The organism is Caballeronia jiangsuensis (assembly GCF_046030135.1).
In the GTDB taxonomy this organism is placed as follows: domain Bacteria; phylum Pseudomonadota; class Gammaproteobacteria; order Burkholderiales; family Burkholderiaceae; genus Caballeronia; species Caballeronia jiangsuensis.
Genome location: NZ_JAQQDB010000002.1, coordinates 319035 through 333965, shown reverse-complemented (window position 1 = coordinate 333965; position 14931 = coordinate 319035). Strand labels below are relative to the sequence as shown.

Genomic DNA, 14931 nt, shown 5'->3' with positions numbered 1-14931 from the left:
TCGAGGACGTCATGACGTCAAAGCCCATCAGCCGCTATCCCGTTCCCGATCCGCAAGACTGGCCCGACGATATCCGCGCGCGCATTCTCGAGGTTCAGGAGAAAGCGGGCTTCGTGCCGAACGTGTTCCTCACGCTCGCTCATCGGCCCGACGAGTTCCGCGCGTTCTTCGCCTATCACGATGCGCTGATGCTGAAGGACGGCGGTCTCAGCAAGGGCGAGCGCGAGATGATCGTCGTCGCGACGAGCGCGGTGAACGATTGCCTGTATTGCGTCGTCGCGCACGGTGCGATTCTGCGCATCTATGAAAAGAGCCCGCTCGTCGCGGATCAGGTCGCGGTGAATCATCGCAAGGCGGATATCACGCCGCGTCAGACGGCCATGCTCGATTTCGCGTTGAAGGTGTGCCGCGCGTCGGGCACCGTGGACGACGCCGATTTCGCCGCCTTGCATGCGCATGGTTTCAGCGATGAAGACGCATGGGATATCGCGGCGATCACGGCGTTCTTCGGCTTGTCGAATCGCATGGCGAACGTGATTTCGATGCGCCCCAACGATGAATTCTTTCTGATGGGGCGTGTGCCGAAAGAGCCGAAATAAGAACCCATGCGCCTCCCTCCGCTGAAGTCCATCATCGCGTTCGAGAGCGTCGCGCGAACGAAGAGCGTGAATCGCGCCGCCGACGAACTCGGCCTCACGCCCTCCGCCGTCAGCCATCAGCTCGCGAATCTGGAGAACATCGTCGGGCGTCCGTTGTTCACGCGTCTGGGCCGTGGCCTCGTGCTCACGCCGACCGGCTCGCAATATCTCTCGGATGTCACCGGCGCGCTCGCCGAGCTGAACCGCGCAACCGAGCGCGCGTCGAGCGAGACATCGGTCGAGATATTGCGGATTCATTCGAGCCCGAGCTTCGGTCTGATGTGGCTGCTGCCGCGTCTCGCCGCGTTTCAGGAAGCCAATGGCGACATCCAGATGAATCTCGCGTGCTCGTATGAGGACGTCTCGTTCACCTCGGGTTATTACGATATCGACGTGCGTCACGGCTACGCGCACTGGACCGATGTCGAAGTGAAGACGCTGCGTCACGAGACCATCGCGCCGCTCGCGTCACGCATGTATCTCGAACGCTTCCCTGTCTCCTCGCCCGACGATCTGCTCGACCGTCGCCTGATCTTTTCCGAATCGCCGCTCGTGCAGTGGCAGCAGTGGTTCGGCAAATTCGGCGTCGCGACGAAGCGCAAGGCGTTCGATTTCGCTTTCGATCGCTCGTACATGTCGCTCGAAGCGGCGGCGCTCGGTCACGGCATCGCGCTGGAGAGCACGATGCTCGCGTCGAATCATCTCGAACGGGGCTCGCTCGTCCCCGTGTTCGGCAAGGAATACGCCGTTGAAGTCGGCGCGCATCATCTGGTTTACCCGAGCCAGAACGCCGGATTGCCGCGCGTGGCCAAGTTCCTGCTGTGGATGGATCAGCAAATCGAGCGTCGGGCCAATACCTGAAAATTTCTCAGCAATAGTTGAACCAAACTGCGTTGATCGTCAGGTCAAAGGCGCGGAAACTGCGCCTACACCAGACAACCAACGGAGACAGCGATGTTGCTCGACAAGCAGGTAGTGATCGTCACGGGCGCGGCTTCGGCGCGCGGAATCGGCAAGGCGACGGCGAAGGCGCTCGCGGCACAGGGCGCGCGCATCGTCGTGCTGGACCTGAAGGAAGCGGACGCGCAAAGCGCCGCGAACGATCTGGGCGATGGCCATCTCGGCCTCGCCTGCGATGTCACCGACAAGGCCGCGTGCGTCGCCGCCGCCAGTGCGACGATCGACAAGTACGGGCGCATCGACGTGCTCATCAACAACGCGGGCATCACGCAGCCGATCAAGACGCTGGAGATCGGCGCGGATAACTTCGATGCCGTCATCGGCGTGAATCTGCTCGGCACGCTCTATATGTCGCAAGCCGTGATTCCGCAAATGAAGAAGCAGAAGAGCGGCAGCATCGTGTGCATGTCGTCGGTGTCGGCGCAACGTGGCGGCGGCATCTTCGGCGGACCGCATTACAGCGCGGCGAAGGCCGGCGTGCTGGGTCTTGCAAAGGCGATGGCGCGCGAGTTCGGCGGCGACGGCATCCGCGTGAATTCAATCACGCCGGGCCTGATTCAAACCGATATCACCGGCGGCAAGCTCACGCCCGAGATGCGCGCGGACATCATCAAGGGCATTCCGCTCGCGCGTCTCGGCGATGCGGCGGATATCGCCAATGCATGCCTCTTTCTTGCAAGCGATATGTCGTCGTATCTCACCGGCGTGACGCTCGATGTGAACGGCGGCATGTTGATTCACTGATCGCACGTAACGGCGCACCCGGATAACCGGGGCGTCAAACATGGCTGGAGACATCTATGAAATCCAAACTGGCCGCATCGTCGGCAACGGCTGAATTCGCGTCATCCGATGATGCGAGCGCGAGCAGCTTCGAGGCGAAGACCTATGCCAAGGTCGGACGCCGCCTCATTCCGTTTCTGATGCTGTGCTATCTCGGCGCGTATCTCGACCGCGTGAACGTGGGCTTCGCCAAGCTGCAGATGCTCAACGATCTGCGCTTTTCCGAAACCATCTACGGAATCGGCGCGGGCATCTTCTTTCTCGGCTACTTTCTGTTCGAAGTGCCCAGTAACGTCATCCTGCATAAAGTGGGTGCCCGCAACTGGCTCGCGCGCATCATGCTGACGTGGGCCGTGATCTCCGCGAGCTTCGTCTTCGTCAAGTCGCCGACGACCTTCTATGTCCTGCGCTTTCTGCTCGGCGTCGCCGAAGCGGGTTTCGCGCCCGGCGTGATTCTCTATCTCACCTACTGGTTTCCCGCCGCACGTCGCGCCAAAGCGCTCTCGCTGTTCTTCATGGCGATTCCGCTCGCGGGTATGGTCGGCGGTCCGCTCTCGGGCTACATCATGCATGCGTTCCAGGGTATGCACGGGCTCGCCGGATGGAAGTGGCTCTTCATGCTCGAAGCGCTGCCCTCGCTTTTCCTCGGCATCGCGATCCTGTTCTATCTCGACAACGGCATCGCCGGCGCGAAGTGGCTCACCGACGAAGAGAAGGCCCTGCTCAAGCGCAATGTCGAAAAGGACAACGCGCAAACCGTGAAGCATGTATCGATCCGCGCGTTCATCGGCGATCGTCGTCTGTGGTTGATGGCCGCGATCTACTTCTGCGTCGTGATGGGTCAGTACGGACTGACGTTCTGGCTGCCGACGATCATCCGCCGCACAGGTGTAGCGGACCCGCTGTGGGTCGGCATTCTCACCGCGATTCCGTATCTCTGCGCGATCATCGCGCTGCCGCTGATCGGTGCGAGCGCCGACAAGCGCCGCGAACGCCGCCTGCATCTCGCCATTCCGATGCTCGTGTCCGCAGCCGGTTTCGCCACCTTGCCGATGCTCGGCAGCGTGGGTGCGTCGATCGTCTGCGTGAGCATCGCGGCGGCCGGCATTCTCGCATCGTCGTCGCAATTCTGGTCGCTGCCCACCGCGGTGCTCGGCGGCATGTCGGCGGCGGCGGGCATCGCCGCGGTCAACTGCTTCGCCAATCTCGCGGGCTTCTTCTCGCCCGCGATCGTCGGCTGGCTCAACGACTTCACCGGCAAATCGACAGCGGGCCTGATCTTTATTTCGATCGCAATCGTGCTGGGCGCAGTGCTCGTGTTCTTCGTGCCCGCCAAGACCGTCAATCGCTGAAACCAGTTCAATCAAGGAGACAACACATGAGTACTCCCGTCATCGAGGAAGTCACGCTCGCCGAGCGTGCCTACCGTATCCGCCGCAATGCCCTGCTGATGGGTGAAGTGCAGGGCCAGGGCTATATCGGCCAGGCGCTCGATATCGCCGATGTGCTGGCCGTCGCCTACTTCGGCGCGATGAACTATCGCCCCGAAGACCCCGACTGGGAAGAGCGCGACCGCTTCCTGCTCTCGAACGGCCACTATGCGATCGCGCTGTACGCCGCGCTTTTCGAAGCGGGCATCCTGCCGCAGGAAGAACTCGAAACCTACGGCAGCGACGACAGCCGTCTGCCGATGTCCGGCATGGCGAGCTACACGCCGGGCATGGAGATGTCGGGCGGATCGCTCGGGCAAGGACTCACGATTGCGGTAGGCCGTTGTCTCGGCCTGAAGCGCAAGGGCTCGAAGTCCTTCGTCTATACGCTCTTCTCCGATGGCGAACTCGACGAAGGTTCGGTCTGGGAAGGCCTCATGTCCGCCGCGCACTGGAAGCTCGACAACCTCATCGCGATGGTCGATGTGAACAATCAGCAAGCCGATGGCCCTTCGACGCAGATCATGGCGTTCGAGCCGCTCGTCGAAAAGCTCGAAGCGTTCGGCTGGTACGTGCAGCGCATCGACGGCAACGATATCGACGCCGTGAAGCAGGCCTTCGACAACGCGCGCAACTTGAAGGACGCGAAGCCGCGCATCATCGTGTGCGATACGAAGATGGGCTGTGGCGTGCCGTTCCTCGAACAGCGCGAGAAAAACCATTTCATCCGCGTCGATGCCCATGAATGGCAACTGGCGCTTCAAGCACTCGAAGCAGGGAGACAAGCATGAGCACCCGTCTGAAAACTTCCGCGATGATCGCGTCGATTGCAAGCGAAGGACAGCTCACGCGTTCCGCGCCGTTCGGTCATGCGCTCGTCGAACTGGCGCGCACGAAGGCGAACGTCATCGGCATGACGGCCGATCTCGGCAAATACACCGACCTGCATATCCTCGCGAAGGAATTTCCCGAGCGCTATTACCAGATGGGCATGGCCGAGCAATTGCTGATGGGCGCGGCGTCCGGCTTCGCGCATGAAGGCGCGCAGCCCTTCGTCACGACCTATGCGGTGTTCGCGACGCGACGTGCTTATGACTTCATCCATCAGACGATCGCGGAAGACAATCTTGATGTGAAGATCGTCGCCGCGCTGCCGGGTTTGACGACCGGTTACGGCCCGAGCCATCAGGCCGCCGAAGACCTCGCGCTGATGCGCGCGATGCCGAACATGACCGTGATCGATCCGTGCGATGCGCTCGATATCGAGCAGATGGTGCCCGCTATCGCCGCACATAAAGGCCCGGTGTATGCGCGTCTGTTGCGCGGCAACGTGCCCGCCGTGCTCGACGAATACGATTACCAGTTCGAATTGGGCAAGGCGAAGCTCATTCGCGATGGCCGCGATGTGCTCGTCATCTCGTCCGGCATTATGACGATGCGCGCGCTCGAAACCGCCAAGGCATTGCAGGCCGATAGCGTCGATGTGGCGGTGTTGCATGTGCCGACGATCAAGCCGCTCGATACCGAGACGATCCTCCGCGAGGCGAAGCGTTCGGGCCGTCTCGTGGTGGTGGCCGAAAACCACACGACGATCGGCGGATTGGGCGAAGCGGTCGCGACTGCTCTGCTGACCGCCGGCGTCACGCCGGCATATCGTCAGATCGCGCTGCCCGATGCGTTCCTCGATGCAGGCGCGCTGCCTACGCTGCACGATCGCTATGGCATTTCGACCAATGTGATGTCGAGCACTATCAAAGGCTGGCTCGCTTGATACACACTTGATGCAACCGCGCCGCGCGGTTCGATGAATCGCGCGGCCCTCTGTCACTTCTTCTTGCGCCCGCTTTTCTTCGCGCCCGCCGCATCTTTCGCGACGACCACGCCCGGACCATTCATCGCTTCGATCCACGAGAGTGCATCGGCATAAGCGAGGAATTGCTGGAAATAGCCCGGCGATACTTCGCGCATGAGCGACAACGAACGATGCACGAGACTGCTCGAATTGAGCGGTCCCGCATTCCTCGGCACTTGCGCGAGCGAATCGCGCAACTGCTTTTCCGCGCTGACTTTCGACCACACCGCGCGGAAGTATTCGAGCAACTCGGCATGCGATGTCGTGTAAGCCGAAGACGACTTCGCGATATCTTCGACGAGCGTGGCAAGCGGTCCGCGTTCATCGTCGTTCTGAATCGCGGCGCGCTGCGACACGGCACGTTCGATATCGCTTCGATAAAGATCGAGCAACAGCGCGACGCGCGCATCGAGCATGCGACGCGCTTCGCCGTCGTAAGCAGCCGCGCGTTTGTCGAGCGCATCGATGAGATGAAAGCGCACGGGATTCGCACGATCGTCGCCATTCGCGCGCCATGCGTCGAGCGTCGAGCGTGCGGGCGCCACGTTATTCATGCGCCTTCACCGCGCCATCCGATGACCGCGGCACAGCGGAAATCTCCACGCGACGATTCTTCGCGCGGCCGATTTCATCGGCGTTGGAACTCACGGGTTGCTCCGAACCGAACGCAGCCGCGAACACCGACGACGACGGCACGCCCGCATCGATCAACGCACGCGTGACAGTCAGCGCGCGTTTCGCGGAGAGCTCCCAGTTGTCCGCGAAGCGCCGGTTGCCTTCGTGCACCTGCTGATCGTCGGCGAAACCGCTCACCATGAGGATCTCCTCATGCGCGTGCAAGTAGGAGGCAAGGGGCCCGGCGAGGCTCTTCAGCACATCGCGGCCTTGCGGCTGCAACTGATCCGAATTGAGCGCGAAGAGCACGCTGCCGCTGATGCCGATGCGCCCGTTCACGAGCGTCACGCGTCCCGACGCGAGCGGCCCCGCGAGCGCCTGTTCCAGCGTCTTGCGGCGCTGCGTTTCTTCCTGACGATGCTTCACCTCTTCGTCGAGCTTGTTCTCGAGCTGCAACTGCACGCCGATCACGCCGACGAGTATCAGCACGAACGCGCCCAGCAGCACCGACATCAAGTCGGCGAACGCAGCCCAGATCGGCGCGGCGTGTTCCGCGCCGCCGTCGATTTCCTCGTTCATGCCGCCCGCGCTCCGGCCACGCGCTGACCCGCGATATGCTGCAAGTCCTCGACGATCTGCTTCTGCGACATCATGCTGAGATCGATGACTTCCTTCGCCTGAGCGACGTAATACGCGAGCTGCTCGTCGCTGCGAGCGAGGGATTTGTCGAGCGCAGTTTCGATCCGTTCGAGATGCGCGACGAGCTTGTCGTTCGATGCACCGAAGGACTGCACGGCCGCACCGAATGCGTCCGACAGGCTCGCCATTTCGACGGCGCTCGCCGTCACTTGCGCGGCCATCGCGCCGAGCTTGCCGGCTTCGGTTTCGACCGTGCCGGTGAACTGTGTGCCCACGCGTTGCAGCAGCGTCGCCGATGTATCGACCAATGCGTCGATCGCGGCGCGTTGTTCGTTCGATGCGTGGTTCACGGCATCGAGCAATGTTTCGACCGTGGCAAGCAGACGGCTGCGTTCGTCGAGCATCGCGGTGTCGCGGACCATCGAATCGGAGAGCTTCTGACGCATTTCGGCGACGACTTCAGCGGCGGCCTTCGGTGCTTCCGACGCCGCCTGAACAAGACGCTCGATCTCCGCGATGGTCGCGCTTGCGTGCGCCTGCGATTGCGCGGACATGTCGTGCGCGGTTTGCGCGAGCGCGTCGCAAATGTCCTTCTGACGATCCGCCGCCACCGCGCTCGTCTGCTGCCATTGCTCGCGCAACGAGACGGCGATCGTGTCGAGGGCACCGCTCCATGTCGCAAGGCGCTCGTCCGCATGTTGTGCGAGTTCTACGCGCAGATCCGCATGCGATCGATCGACCGATTGCACGAGCGATGCCGCATGTCGTTCGAAGCTGGCGGCCGCGGCCGTCAATGCGTTCTGATTCTGCGCGGCGCTTTGCTCGCTGGTGCGCGCGTGCTGTTCGAGCGCATCGCGCCATGTTTGCGACATGTTGCCCGTAGCGGTTTCGAGGCGCGCGGAAACATCGTCGATCAGCCCGGAAGAACGCGCTTCGAAGGTCTGCGCGAATTGCGCCATCGATGCATCCATGCGTGCGACGAGCGCATCGCTCGATTGCTCGTGCTTCGCGACCGACGCTTCCAGCCCGCCCGACACGCGGTCCATGTGCGCGGACACGCCTTCGACGAGATGCGTCGCGCGCTGATCGAACGCTTGTGTGAAGCGATCGAGCGATATGCCCATCTCGCCCACGAGCGCCGCGCTCGATTGCGCGTGCTTCGAGAGCGACTCGCTCCAGATCTCCGCGACCTTCGCCGACGATGCCTCGAAGCCGCTCGACAAGCCTTCCAGTTGACGCGCGACCGCGTGCTCGACGCTGCCATGCAAGGCGGTGACTTCGCGCGCGATGCCGTCCATCGTCGCCTGCATGACGGGCTGCAATGCGGCGCTCGCGGCACGCGCGCTGTCGGCGACGCTCTGCTTCAGCGACAGTTCCACCGATGTCGCGAGCCGCCTATACGACGTCTCCGCTTTCGCATGAAACGCATCCTGACCGGCGATCTGGCGTTCGCTTGCCGCGAGGCTTTGCTGCTCGATTGCGATGGTCATCGACTGAAGACGATCGACGAGCTTCGGCATCAGTTCGGTCTGAAGCTGCAGCAGTTTGAACGTCTCCTCGCGCTGATGCGCCTGCGTGAAAGCGCGCAGCGTCGTCGCGATCTTCACGTCGAGTTGCTGCGTCACATGCAGGCGCTCGCGGCGGCATAGCGCGGATAACAGGCCGAGCATCGCGGAGGTCGCGACACCCGCGATCGACGTGCCGAACGCGAAGCCGAGGCCCGTCACCGGCGCGGAAAGCGAGGCGCGGATCGCCGTGAGATCGGATGCGCTCTGCAACGCGGTGCCGGTGCCGCGCAATGTCGCGACCATGCCGAGCAGCGTGCCGAGCATGCCGAGCAGCACGAGCAGGCCGACGAGATACGGCGCGAGCACCGGACCGGGCAACGCCGCGCGCTCACCCTCGACGCGCAGGCGCACCGCATTGCGCAGACTCGGATGCAGGCTGTCGAGCCACACGACGAAGCTGCGCGGCGCGCTCGCCAGTTGCGCGACGGCCTGTTCGAGCGAGCCGGTGATCTGTTGATAGCGGCGCAATTCCGCCGCGCCCGCGAGATAGCATCCGGCGATCACGAGCGTGACGGCGAACGCGATCGCATTCGAGGCGATATACGCGATGCCGATGCCCAGCACCGCGGCGAGGCCAATCGAGAAGACAACGATGTTCAAAAGATTTCGGGGCATAGCGAGCCAGTTAGCGGGGGCGAAGAGCCGCGAGCAAGCCTTCGATCGGTTGAAAACGAACATCCAGTTCGGCGAGCAGCACGCTTTGCAGATCCTTGCGAAACACGTCGAGCCATGCGTTGGCCACCGGTGTTTCCACCGCAGCGTGCGCGCTTTTCAGGCGCTCGAAATGCTTGCCGAGCAAGGTGGGGACGCTTGCGAGCAGACTGCGTTCGCGCGCGCTCAGAGCCTGTTCCATGACGGCATCGACGACGGCGAGGCGCGCCATGTCCGGCGATCTCGCCGCGAGCATCGATCTCAAACGCGTGCGCAGCGCGCCGATGTTGGATTCCATCGACTGTTGCAGCGACACGTAGCGCTGGCGAAAATCCGCGTAATCGGCCGGCGGATCATCGGGCGACGGCTTTACGTGCGCGCGATGCCTGCGGCGCGCGGCCGTTTCCTCGCGTGCGAACGCGCCGGCGAGCGAGGACCGCACGCGCGCGCACTCTTCCTCCACGTCGCGGGGCGCGGATCGCGCGCCGGACATGGCGGGCGGATCGGTCGCGAGCGCGGTGGACAGCGCGATCGCATCGGTCCAGCCGAGCCATTGACTCAGGCGGTCCGCGAGCGATTGAGCGGGTTCGTGAACTTCGAGATCGGCAAAATGTGCCAGCAGCCGAACGAGCGCCGGGCCGCTGAATGCCGTGCGTTTCAAGCCTTGCACAGTATCACCGGGGGCAAAAAGGACACTATTTTACCTGTGCGGGCGAAGTCGCTGCCCCGTTTCTTGTCGATTCGATGCAACGCGGCTGCGAACGCCGCGTCAGGGCGCCTTCGCGGGCATGAACGCGAACGGCTGCGTCGCGACGAAGCTGCCCGCCGTTTCGCCCGAGAAAACCTGGCCCGCGTCGATGGTCAGCTTCATCACCGGCGCGCCGGGATTCAGGTTGAGTTTTTTCAGCGAGACCCAGAACGTATCGGGCCGCGTCGCGGAATCGAAGTAATAGATCAGGTTCTGCTGGTCCGATACGGTGCGCCATATCGTCGATGAAAGATTGGGCTGCTCGGGCGTGCTGATGCCGAGCGGCACGCTCACCGAACGCATCACGCTCATCACGCTCGCCACCGCCTGAAACGCATACGACTTCTGCGGCACGCCCGCCATGTAGTTCGGATCGGCCTGCTTCGGAATCGCATCGAGCAGAAAGGATGCGCGCACGAAGCGGTCCGCCGCGCGGTTCGTGCCGGGCAGGAAACCCAGACCGCCGACGCTCTTCCAGTAAGTATCGATGGCAAGCTGTTCATCGTAGATCGGCGAGTTGGTCATCACCTTGTACTTCTTGCCCTGATGGATGAGAAGCTTGCCATTGATGTATTCGAAGATGGCCGAATCGCCGCGCGCATCCGACAGCGACAGATGAATCGTCAGCGGCTTGCCGTTGGGCAGCGGCGGCGCGATGATCTGGAACGGCTCACGCGAAAGCACATACACCGCCTGCCCGACGGTCGCGAAGTTATCGAGCGCATATTGCGCCCACAGGCTGATCGACATCGGATCGCGCTTCGGGTCCGGCTTGCCGTAATCGGTTTCCGCGAGATAGAGCGCATTGGCGACGAGCCCCCGTTCGTTCATGCCATCCACCGTGCCGATCTCATAGCCCGACACCACCACGCTGCCGTACTTCGATTTCCATTTGACCGATCGCGGCCCGGCGTTGCCATCGCGTTCGATGCCCGCGGGCATCACCCAGAGGTTGGAGCGCATGTCCTCGGACCAGTCCATCGTGCGGCCCGTTATCACGAGGCCTTTGTCGCCGACATAAAGTGCACGCGTGCACGCAAGCGCGAGCGATGTCGAGAGCAATGCCAGCGCGGCGAGGCACGCGATCTTTCGAGTCAGACGGGTCATGGCCGTGTTCCCTCTGTCGTTGGTCGAAGTGCGGGTCTCGTCCTTTCTTGGGCGGTGACAGGAATATCGGAATCCAGCGGCTTTGTAAAGGCGCACGCGACGCGACGGGCTGATCGCGAGCCTGCTTGACTACGAGCTTGAATTCACCTAAAGAAATTCAGTCCATTTCTCGTTCAAGAATTGATTTTCCGATCGTTGCGGATCACGCCGTATTCGGCGGCTATCAGTGTCGATGACGCTTATCGCGCTTCGCTTCATTGCGAAGGAAATCCCAGCGTCGTCGCTTTGGTGCGCAAGTCGGCGAAGCGGCCGCCCGGCGTCGGCGTCTGCGATGCGCCCTCCGCTGCTTTCGCCGTCTGCGATTTATCGACGGTGCCGATGCCCGTTCCGGTGGCCGGCGTGTTCGAACAAGCGAGGCCGAACGGCCCTTGCGCCACCGTGAGCGCCGGCGCGTCGGTGCGCGGCGCGTCGCTCAGGTCGAGCGCGTACGCCATGTTGAACGTGGTCGGATCGCTGCCGCGCGCGCCCAGCGGATCGAGCCCGAAGCGCCACGCGAGCAGTTGATGAATCGAGCTCGGATCGAACGGATAACGCGCCACATTGTTCGCGCGCACACGCGGCCCGAGCAGCATGCAGGGCACGCGAAAGCCGAGGCGGCCATCGTTGCCGAGTTTCTGTTCCGCCGACGACAGCGACCTGACCGGCGGCGCGACGTGCTCGAAGAACCCGCCCCACTCGTCATAGACGACGATCATGAGCGTCGTGCTCCAGTTCGGACTCGTGCGCAGCGCTTCGTAGATTTGCCCGAGCAGCGCCTGGCCATTGCGCACATCGGCATGCGGATGATCGTCGTTCGAAGTGCCGTTCGCCTCGCCGCCGAAGCTCGGATCGACCATGCAGAACGACGGCAGATTGCCCCCGGCCGCATCGGAAAGGAAGTCCGCAAAGAGCTTCGAGCGGCCTACATAGCGCGTTCCGTAGAGCGCCGTGAACGGCACGTCGTGGAAGTAGTACTTCGACGACACGTTCTTCGCGTCGAGCCGGTCCCAGATCGTCGATAGCGACGACGTGTCGAGCGTGTCGCTCAGACGGTCCGTCTCGCCGCTATGCAGATAGACGCGGTTCGGAAACGTATCGGCGAGAATGCCGCTCATGTAATAGTCGCAGACGGTGTATTGCGACACCGCCTGTCGATAGAAGTCGAGATCGCTGCCCGTGAAGTAACCGATCGGCAGCAGATCGCCGCGCGTCTTGTTCGTGTCGGACGTGAGCAGGAAGCCGTTCATCGCGCCGTTCGCGAGATGCGTGCGGCCCGCGTCGTATTCGTGATCGGGGTCCGCGAACTGGCAGCTCTGAAAACCGAAGGCCGCGTTGGCGGACAGCGAAAATGTCGGGTGCGCCTCGCCGAATGCATCGGTGAACTGCGTGCCCGCCTGCACGCCTTCGACGCCCGGCACCCAGCCGAGCATGTGATCGAAGGAGCGGTTCTCCATCGTCACGAGCACGATGTGATCGATGCCCGATGTCGCCGGCGCGGGCAACGCGGGACGCGGCAGGTTAGCGCGATCCGGCGGAATGTTGCCGATGGGGCTCGTCGGCGTGATGGTGCCGGAGTTGTCGTCGCTGCCACCGCCGCCGCACGCGGACAGCATGGCTGTGCCGGCGAGCGCGGCGAGCAGGCGGCGGCGTACCGCGTCGGGTTGGTTCGAGGGTTTCTGAGCCATGACGGCGCACCATGTGAGTGTTTTTATCGAACGCCGTTCGTTTGCAAACCCGGTTGCGCATCGGGACATCGAACGCGAACGGCTTGTGGGTGCCGGGGTTTAGCACATGGCGTTCCCGGCGCCCTCACTCACATGGCCGCGCCGTTACGGTTTTTCGACTACCGAGTGGCTCGCGCCGTTCGCGACGGGCGCGTCGAGCGAATACGCATCGACGCCATCGATGCAGCCGAGGTTCACGCGCCAGTGGTCGGGATTCGAGCGCGTCTGATGGAATGTATAAATTCCACAGTGCTTGCAGAAGAAGTGCCTGGCGACTTGCGTGTTGAACTGATAGAGCGCGAGTTCGCTTTCGCCTGAAAGGATGCGCAGCTTGTCCCTGGTGAACGGCGGCGACATCACCGCGCCGCGCCGCCGGCAAAAGCTGCAGTTGCAGCGCACGGCCGGCTCGGGCGGCGTCTGAACTTCGAAGGTCACCGCGCCGCAATGGCACGCGCCTTTGAGGGTCGTCGGGGTCATCGTGGGTGTGTCTCCCTTACGGTTTCTGTTCAGGCCGCGTCCTCCACGTACTGCGCGAGTCCGCGTCCGAACGACCAGTCCTCGCGTCGATTCGGCGCGAGCACGATCAGCACGTCCTCGGGGCGCAAGCCGGGCGATGTCGCGAGCTTCGTGGCCAGCGCCTTGTAGAACGCCTTCTTGGTCGCCGTGTCGCGCCAGTCGCTCGCGGTGATGTGGATGAACACGAGGTCGTCGCTGCGTTCGACGCCGAGATATCCGGGATCGTAGATGAAGTCGTCGCGGTCGTGTTCCTGAATCAACTGGAAGCGGTCGTCGGCGGGCACCTTGAACGCTTCGACGAGCGCTTCGTGGACACTGTTCGAGATCGCGCGGATGTGGTCGCGCGGCTTGCCTTTCACGAGCGAGATTCTGACGAGCGGCATGAGGGTTCTCCTTTCGGATCGAAAGTGATGAATAATGCATTCACTCTACGCCGCACTATGAATGCTGAAAATTCAATAGTTCTGCACCGACCGTTCGGGGAAACCGGATCATCGCGCCCGCAAGGCGTCGACGATGTTCATCCGCGAAGCCCGCATTGCCGGCAGAAAGCCGCCGACCAGTCCCATCACGAGCGAGAACCCGAGCGTCTTCGCGATGACCGAAGGCGTAAGGATGAATCGAAACGACAAATCCGCGAAGGTCTGGAAATTGGTCGTCGAGAACGAAGCGAACTGCATCAGCGCCGCGCAGCAGAGTCCCGCGACACCGCCGACGAACCCGAGCAGCAACGCTTCGAGCAGAAACGCGCCGAGCACATCGAAGCGCTTGAACCCGAGCGCCCGCAACGTGCCGATCTCCGCGACGCGATTCGCCACCGACGCGTACATCGTGATCATCGCGCCGATCATCGCAGCGATGGAAAAGATGATTGACAGCGTGAAGCCGAGAATATTGATGAACGTCGATAGCGCCTTCGACTGATCGCCGTAGAAAATCCGCTCGCGCTTCGCTTCGTCGGCGAGACGCGGGTCCACGTCGATATCGGCTCTGAAGCGCTCGAACGCGTCGCTGCGCGCGAGCCGCACGACCATCGACGAAAAGCTTGTGCGCCGGAACGATTGCATCAACTGATCGACATCGCCCCAGATTTCCGAATCGAAGCCGCTGCCGCCCGCATCGAAATGACCTACGACAGTCCAGTCGCGCTGCGCGAAACGCAGATGATCGCCGATACGCGTGCCGCCGAATCCCTTCGCGATGCTGCTCCCGACGACGATCTCCGACGACCCGCGCCTGAACATGCGGCCCGCCGTGAGCTGCACTTGCGGACGCAGTTGCACGCCCATCGGCGAGACGCCGCGAATCACGACGTTCGCGGGCGTGTTCGTGCCGAGCTTGGTGAGCGAGATCAGCACGACGGTTTCCTTCGATGCGAGCGGCGCGCCCTCGCCATTCATCGCGACCGAAGGATGCATCTCCATCACGTTCGCCTGATTGCGGTCGATCGCGCTCTGTATCTCCGTCTCCGCGCCCTTGCGGATCACGACGACGTTGTCCGCTTCGCCGGTCGAGACGAGCGTCTTCTTGAGGCCCGCGTCGAGCATCAGCACGGTCGCGAACACGAACACGACGAGCGCGAGGCCGCCCGCGGTCAGCATCGTCGTGAGACGGCGCGCCCAGAGATTGCGTGCGACGTAGGAAACGGGAATGGCCATCGC

The 14931-nt window shown here is 62.8% G+C and carries 15 protein-coding genes; 6 read left to right on the top strand and 9 right to left on the bottom strand.

Going from position 1 to position 14931, the window contains the following annotated elements:
• The first annotated feature begins 11 nt into the window (after nt 1–11).
• The 6 genes from PQR08_RS03430 to PQR08_RS03405 all read left to right on the top strand — a co-directional run bounded on the left by PQR08_RS03430 (nt 12) and on the right by PQR08_RS03405 (nt 5582).
• Complete coding sequence (locus tag PQR08_RS03430) at nt 12–599, top strand: peroxidase-related enzyme (RefSeq protein WP_250485409.1); 588 nt, start codon at nt 12–14, stop codon at nt 597–599.
• A gap of 6 nt (nt 600–605) precedes the next feature.
• Entirely contained in the window at nt 606–1499 is an 894-nt protein-coding gene (locus PQR08_RS03425; RefSeq protein ID WP_035499671.1) for a LysR substrate-binding domain-containing protein, read from the top strand.
• Between the two features lie 93 nt (nt 1500–1592).
• Nucleotides 1593–2342, top strand: coding sequence for an SDR family NAD(P)-dependent oxidoreductase (locus tag PQR08_RS03420; RefSeq protein WP_187604151.1), 750 nt, complete (start codon nt 1593–1595; stop codon nt 2340–2342).
• Nucleotides 2343–2398: 56 nt separating this feature from the next.
• Nucleotides 2399–3733 (top strand): MFS transporter, encoded by a 1335-nt coding sequence (locus PQR08_RS03415; RefSeq protein WP_250485410.1) that lies wholly within the window; start codon nt 2399–2401, stop codon nt 3731–3733.
• A gap of 26 nt (nt 3734–3759) precedes the next feature.
• Complete coding sequence (locus tag PQR08_RS03410; RefSeq protein ID WP_187604149.1) at nt 3760–4602, top strand: transketolase; 843 nt, start codon at nt 3760–3762, stop codon at nt 4600–4602.
• Nucleotides 4599–5582, top strand: coding sequence for a transketolase family protein (locus PQR08_RS03405; protein ID WP_250485411.1), 984 nt, complete (start codon nt 4599–4601; stop codon nt 5580–5582). Before PQR08_RS03410 ends, PQR08_RS03405 begins: the two co-directional genes overlap by 4 nt.
• A 53-nt stretch (nt 5583–5635) precedes the next feature.
• Here the strand turns inward: PQR08_RS03405 and PQR08_RS03400 are convergent, their stop codons facing one another.
• From PQR08_RS03400 to PQR08_RS03360, 9 genes are all read right to left on the bottom strand, one after another.
• Nucleotides 5636–6217 (bottom strand): DUF2894 domain-containing protein, encoded by a 582-nt coding sequence (locus tag PQR08_RS03400; RefSeq protein WP_250485412.1) that lies wholly within the window; start codon nt 6215–6217, stop codon nt 5636–5638.
• On the bottom strand, nt 6210–6857 hold the full coding sequence (locus tag PQR08_RS03395) for an OmpA family protein (protein ID WP_187604146.1): 648 nt from the start codon (nt 6855–6857) through the stop codon (nt 6210–6212). Before PQR08_RS03395 ends, PQR08_RS03400 begins: the two co-directional genes overlap by 8 nt.
• A complete protein-coding gene (locus tag PQR08_RS03390) occupies nt 6854–9100 on the bottom strand; it encodes a DUF802 domain-containing protein (RefSeq protein WP_250485413.1) in 2247 nt (748 codons plus the stop codon). Before PQR08_RS03390 ends, PQR08_RS03395 begins: the two co-directional genes overlap by 4 nt.
• A 10-nt stretch (nt 9101–9110) precedes the next feature.
• Nucleotides 9111–9806 (bottom strand): DUF3348 domain-containing protein, encoded by a 696-nt coding sequence (locus PQR08_RS03385; RefSeq protein WP_250485414.1) that lies wholly within the window; start codon nt 9804–9806, stop codon nt 9111–9113.
• 99 nt (nt 9807–9905) lie between these two features.
• Entirely contained in the window at nt 9906–10991 is a 1086-nt protein-coding gene (locus PQR08_RS03380) for a linear amide C-N hydrolase (RefSeq protein ID WP_250485415.1), read from the bottom strand.
• A gap of 254 nt (nt 10992–11245) precedes the next feature.
• A complete protein-coding gene (locus tag PQR08_RS03375; RefSeq protein ID WP_250485416.1) occupies nt 11246–12715 on the bottom strand; it encodes an alkaline phosphatase family protein in 1470 nt (489 codons plus the stop codon).
• Between the two features lie 144 nt (nt 12716–12859).
• A complete protein-coding gene (locus tag PQR08_RS03370; RefSeq protein ID WP_238211297.1) occupies nt 12860–13231 on the bottom strand; it encodes a GFA family protein in 372 nt (123 codons plus the stop codon).
• A 29-nt stretch (nt 13232–13260) separates the two neighbouring features.
• Nucleotides 13261–13653 carry a tautomerase family protein gene (locus tag PQR08_RS03365; protein WP_250485417.1) on the bottom strand — a complete coding sequence of 131 codons (393 nt, stop codon included), beginning with the start codon at nt 13651–13653 and terminating at the stop codon, nt 13261–13263.
• 108 nt (nt 13654–13761) lie between these two features.
• Nucleotides 13762–14928, bottom strand: a complete 1167-nt coding sequence (locus PQR08_RS03360) for an ABC transporter permease (RefSeq protein WP_250485418.1) — start codon at nt 14926–14928, stop codon at nt 13762–13764.
• Between the last annotated feature and the right edge of the window lie 3 nt (nt 14929–14931).

What these genes read in the sequence shown, in the direction of transcription:
- PQR08_RS03380 (WP_250485415.1), bottom strand. Translation starts at nt 10,991, where the DNA reads ATGACCCGTCTGACTCGAAAGATCGCGTGCCTCGCCGCGCTGGCATTG.
- PQR08_RS03405 (WP_250485411.1), top strand. Translation starts at nt 4,599, where the DNA reads ATGAGCACCCGTCTGAAAACTTCCGCGATGATCGCGTCGATTGCAAGC.
- PQR08_RS03400 (WP_250485412.1), bottom strand. Translation starts at nt 6,217, where the DNA reads ATGAATAACGTGGCGCCCGCACGCTCGACGCTCGACGCATGGCGCGCG.
- PQR08_RS03420 (WP_187604151.1), top strand. Translation starts at nt 1,593, where the DNA reads ATGTTGCTCGACAAGCAGGTAGTGATCGTCACGGGCGCGGCTTCGGCG.
- PQR08_RS03395 (WP_187604146.1), bottom strand. Translation starts at nt 6,857, where the DNA reads ATGAACGAGGAAATCGACGGCGGCGCGGAACACGCCGCGCCGATCTGG.
- PQR08_RS03425 (WP_035499671.1), top strand. Translation starts at nt 606, where the DNA reads ATGCGCCTCCCTCCGCTGAAGTCCATCATCGCGTTCGAGAGCGTCGCG.
- PQR08_RS03370 (WP_238211297.1), bottom strand. Translation starts at nt 13,231, where the DNA reads ATGACCCCGACGACCCTCAAAGGCGCGTGCCATTGCGGCGCGGTGACC.
- PQR08_RS03390 (WP_250485413.1), bottom strand. Translation starts at nt 9,100, where the DNA reads ATGCCCCGAAATCTTTTGAACATCGTTGTCTTCTCGATTGGCCTCGCC.
- PQR08_RS03430 (WP_250485409.1), top strand. Translation starts at nt 12, where the DNA reads ATGACGTCAAAGCCCATCAGCCGCTATCCCGTTCCCGATCCGCAAGAC.
- PQR08_RS03415 (WP_250485410.1), top strand. Translation starts at nt 2,399, where the DNA reads ATGAAATCCAAACTGGCCGCATCGTCGGCAACGGCTGAATTCGCGTCA.
- PQR08_RS03365 (WP_250485417.1), bottom strand. Translation starts at nt 13,653, where the DNA reads ATGCCGCTCGTCAGAATCTCGCTCGTGAAAGGCAAGCCGCGCGACCAC.
- PQR08_RS03410 (WP_187604149.1), top strand. Translation starts at nt 3,760, where the DNA reads ATGAGTACTCCCGTCATCGAGGAAGTCACGCTCGCCGAGCGTGCCTAC.
- PQR08_RS03360 (WP_250485418.1), bottom strand. Translation starts at nt 14,928, where the DNA reads ATGGCCATTCCCGTTTCCTACGTCGCACGCAATCTCTGGGCGCGCCGT.
- PQR08_RS03375 (WP_250485416.1), bottom strand. Translation starts at nt 12,715, where the DNA reads ATGGCTCAGAAACCCTCGAACCAACCCGACGCGGTACGCCGCCGCCTG.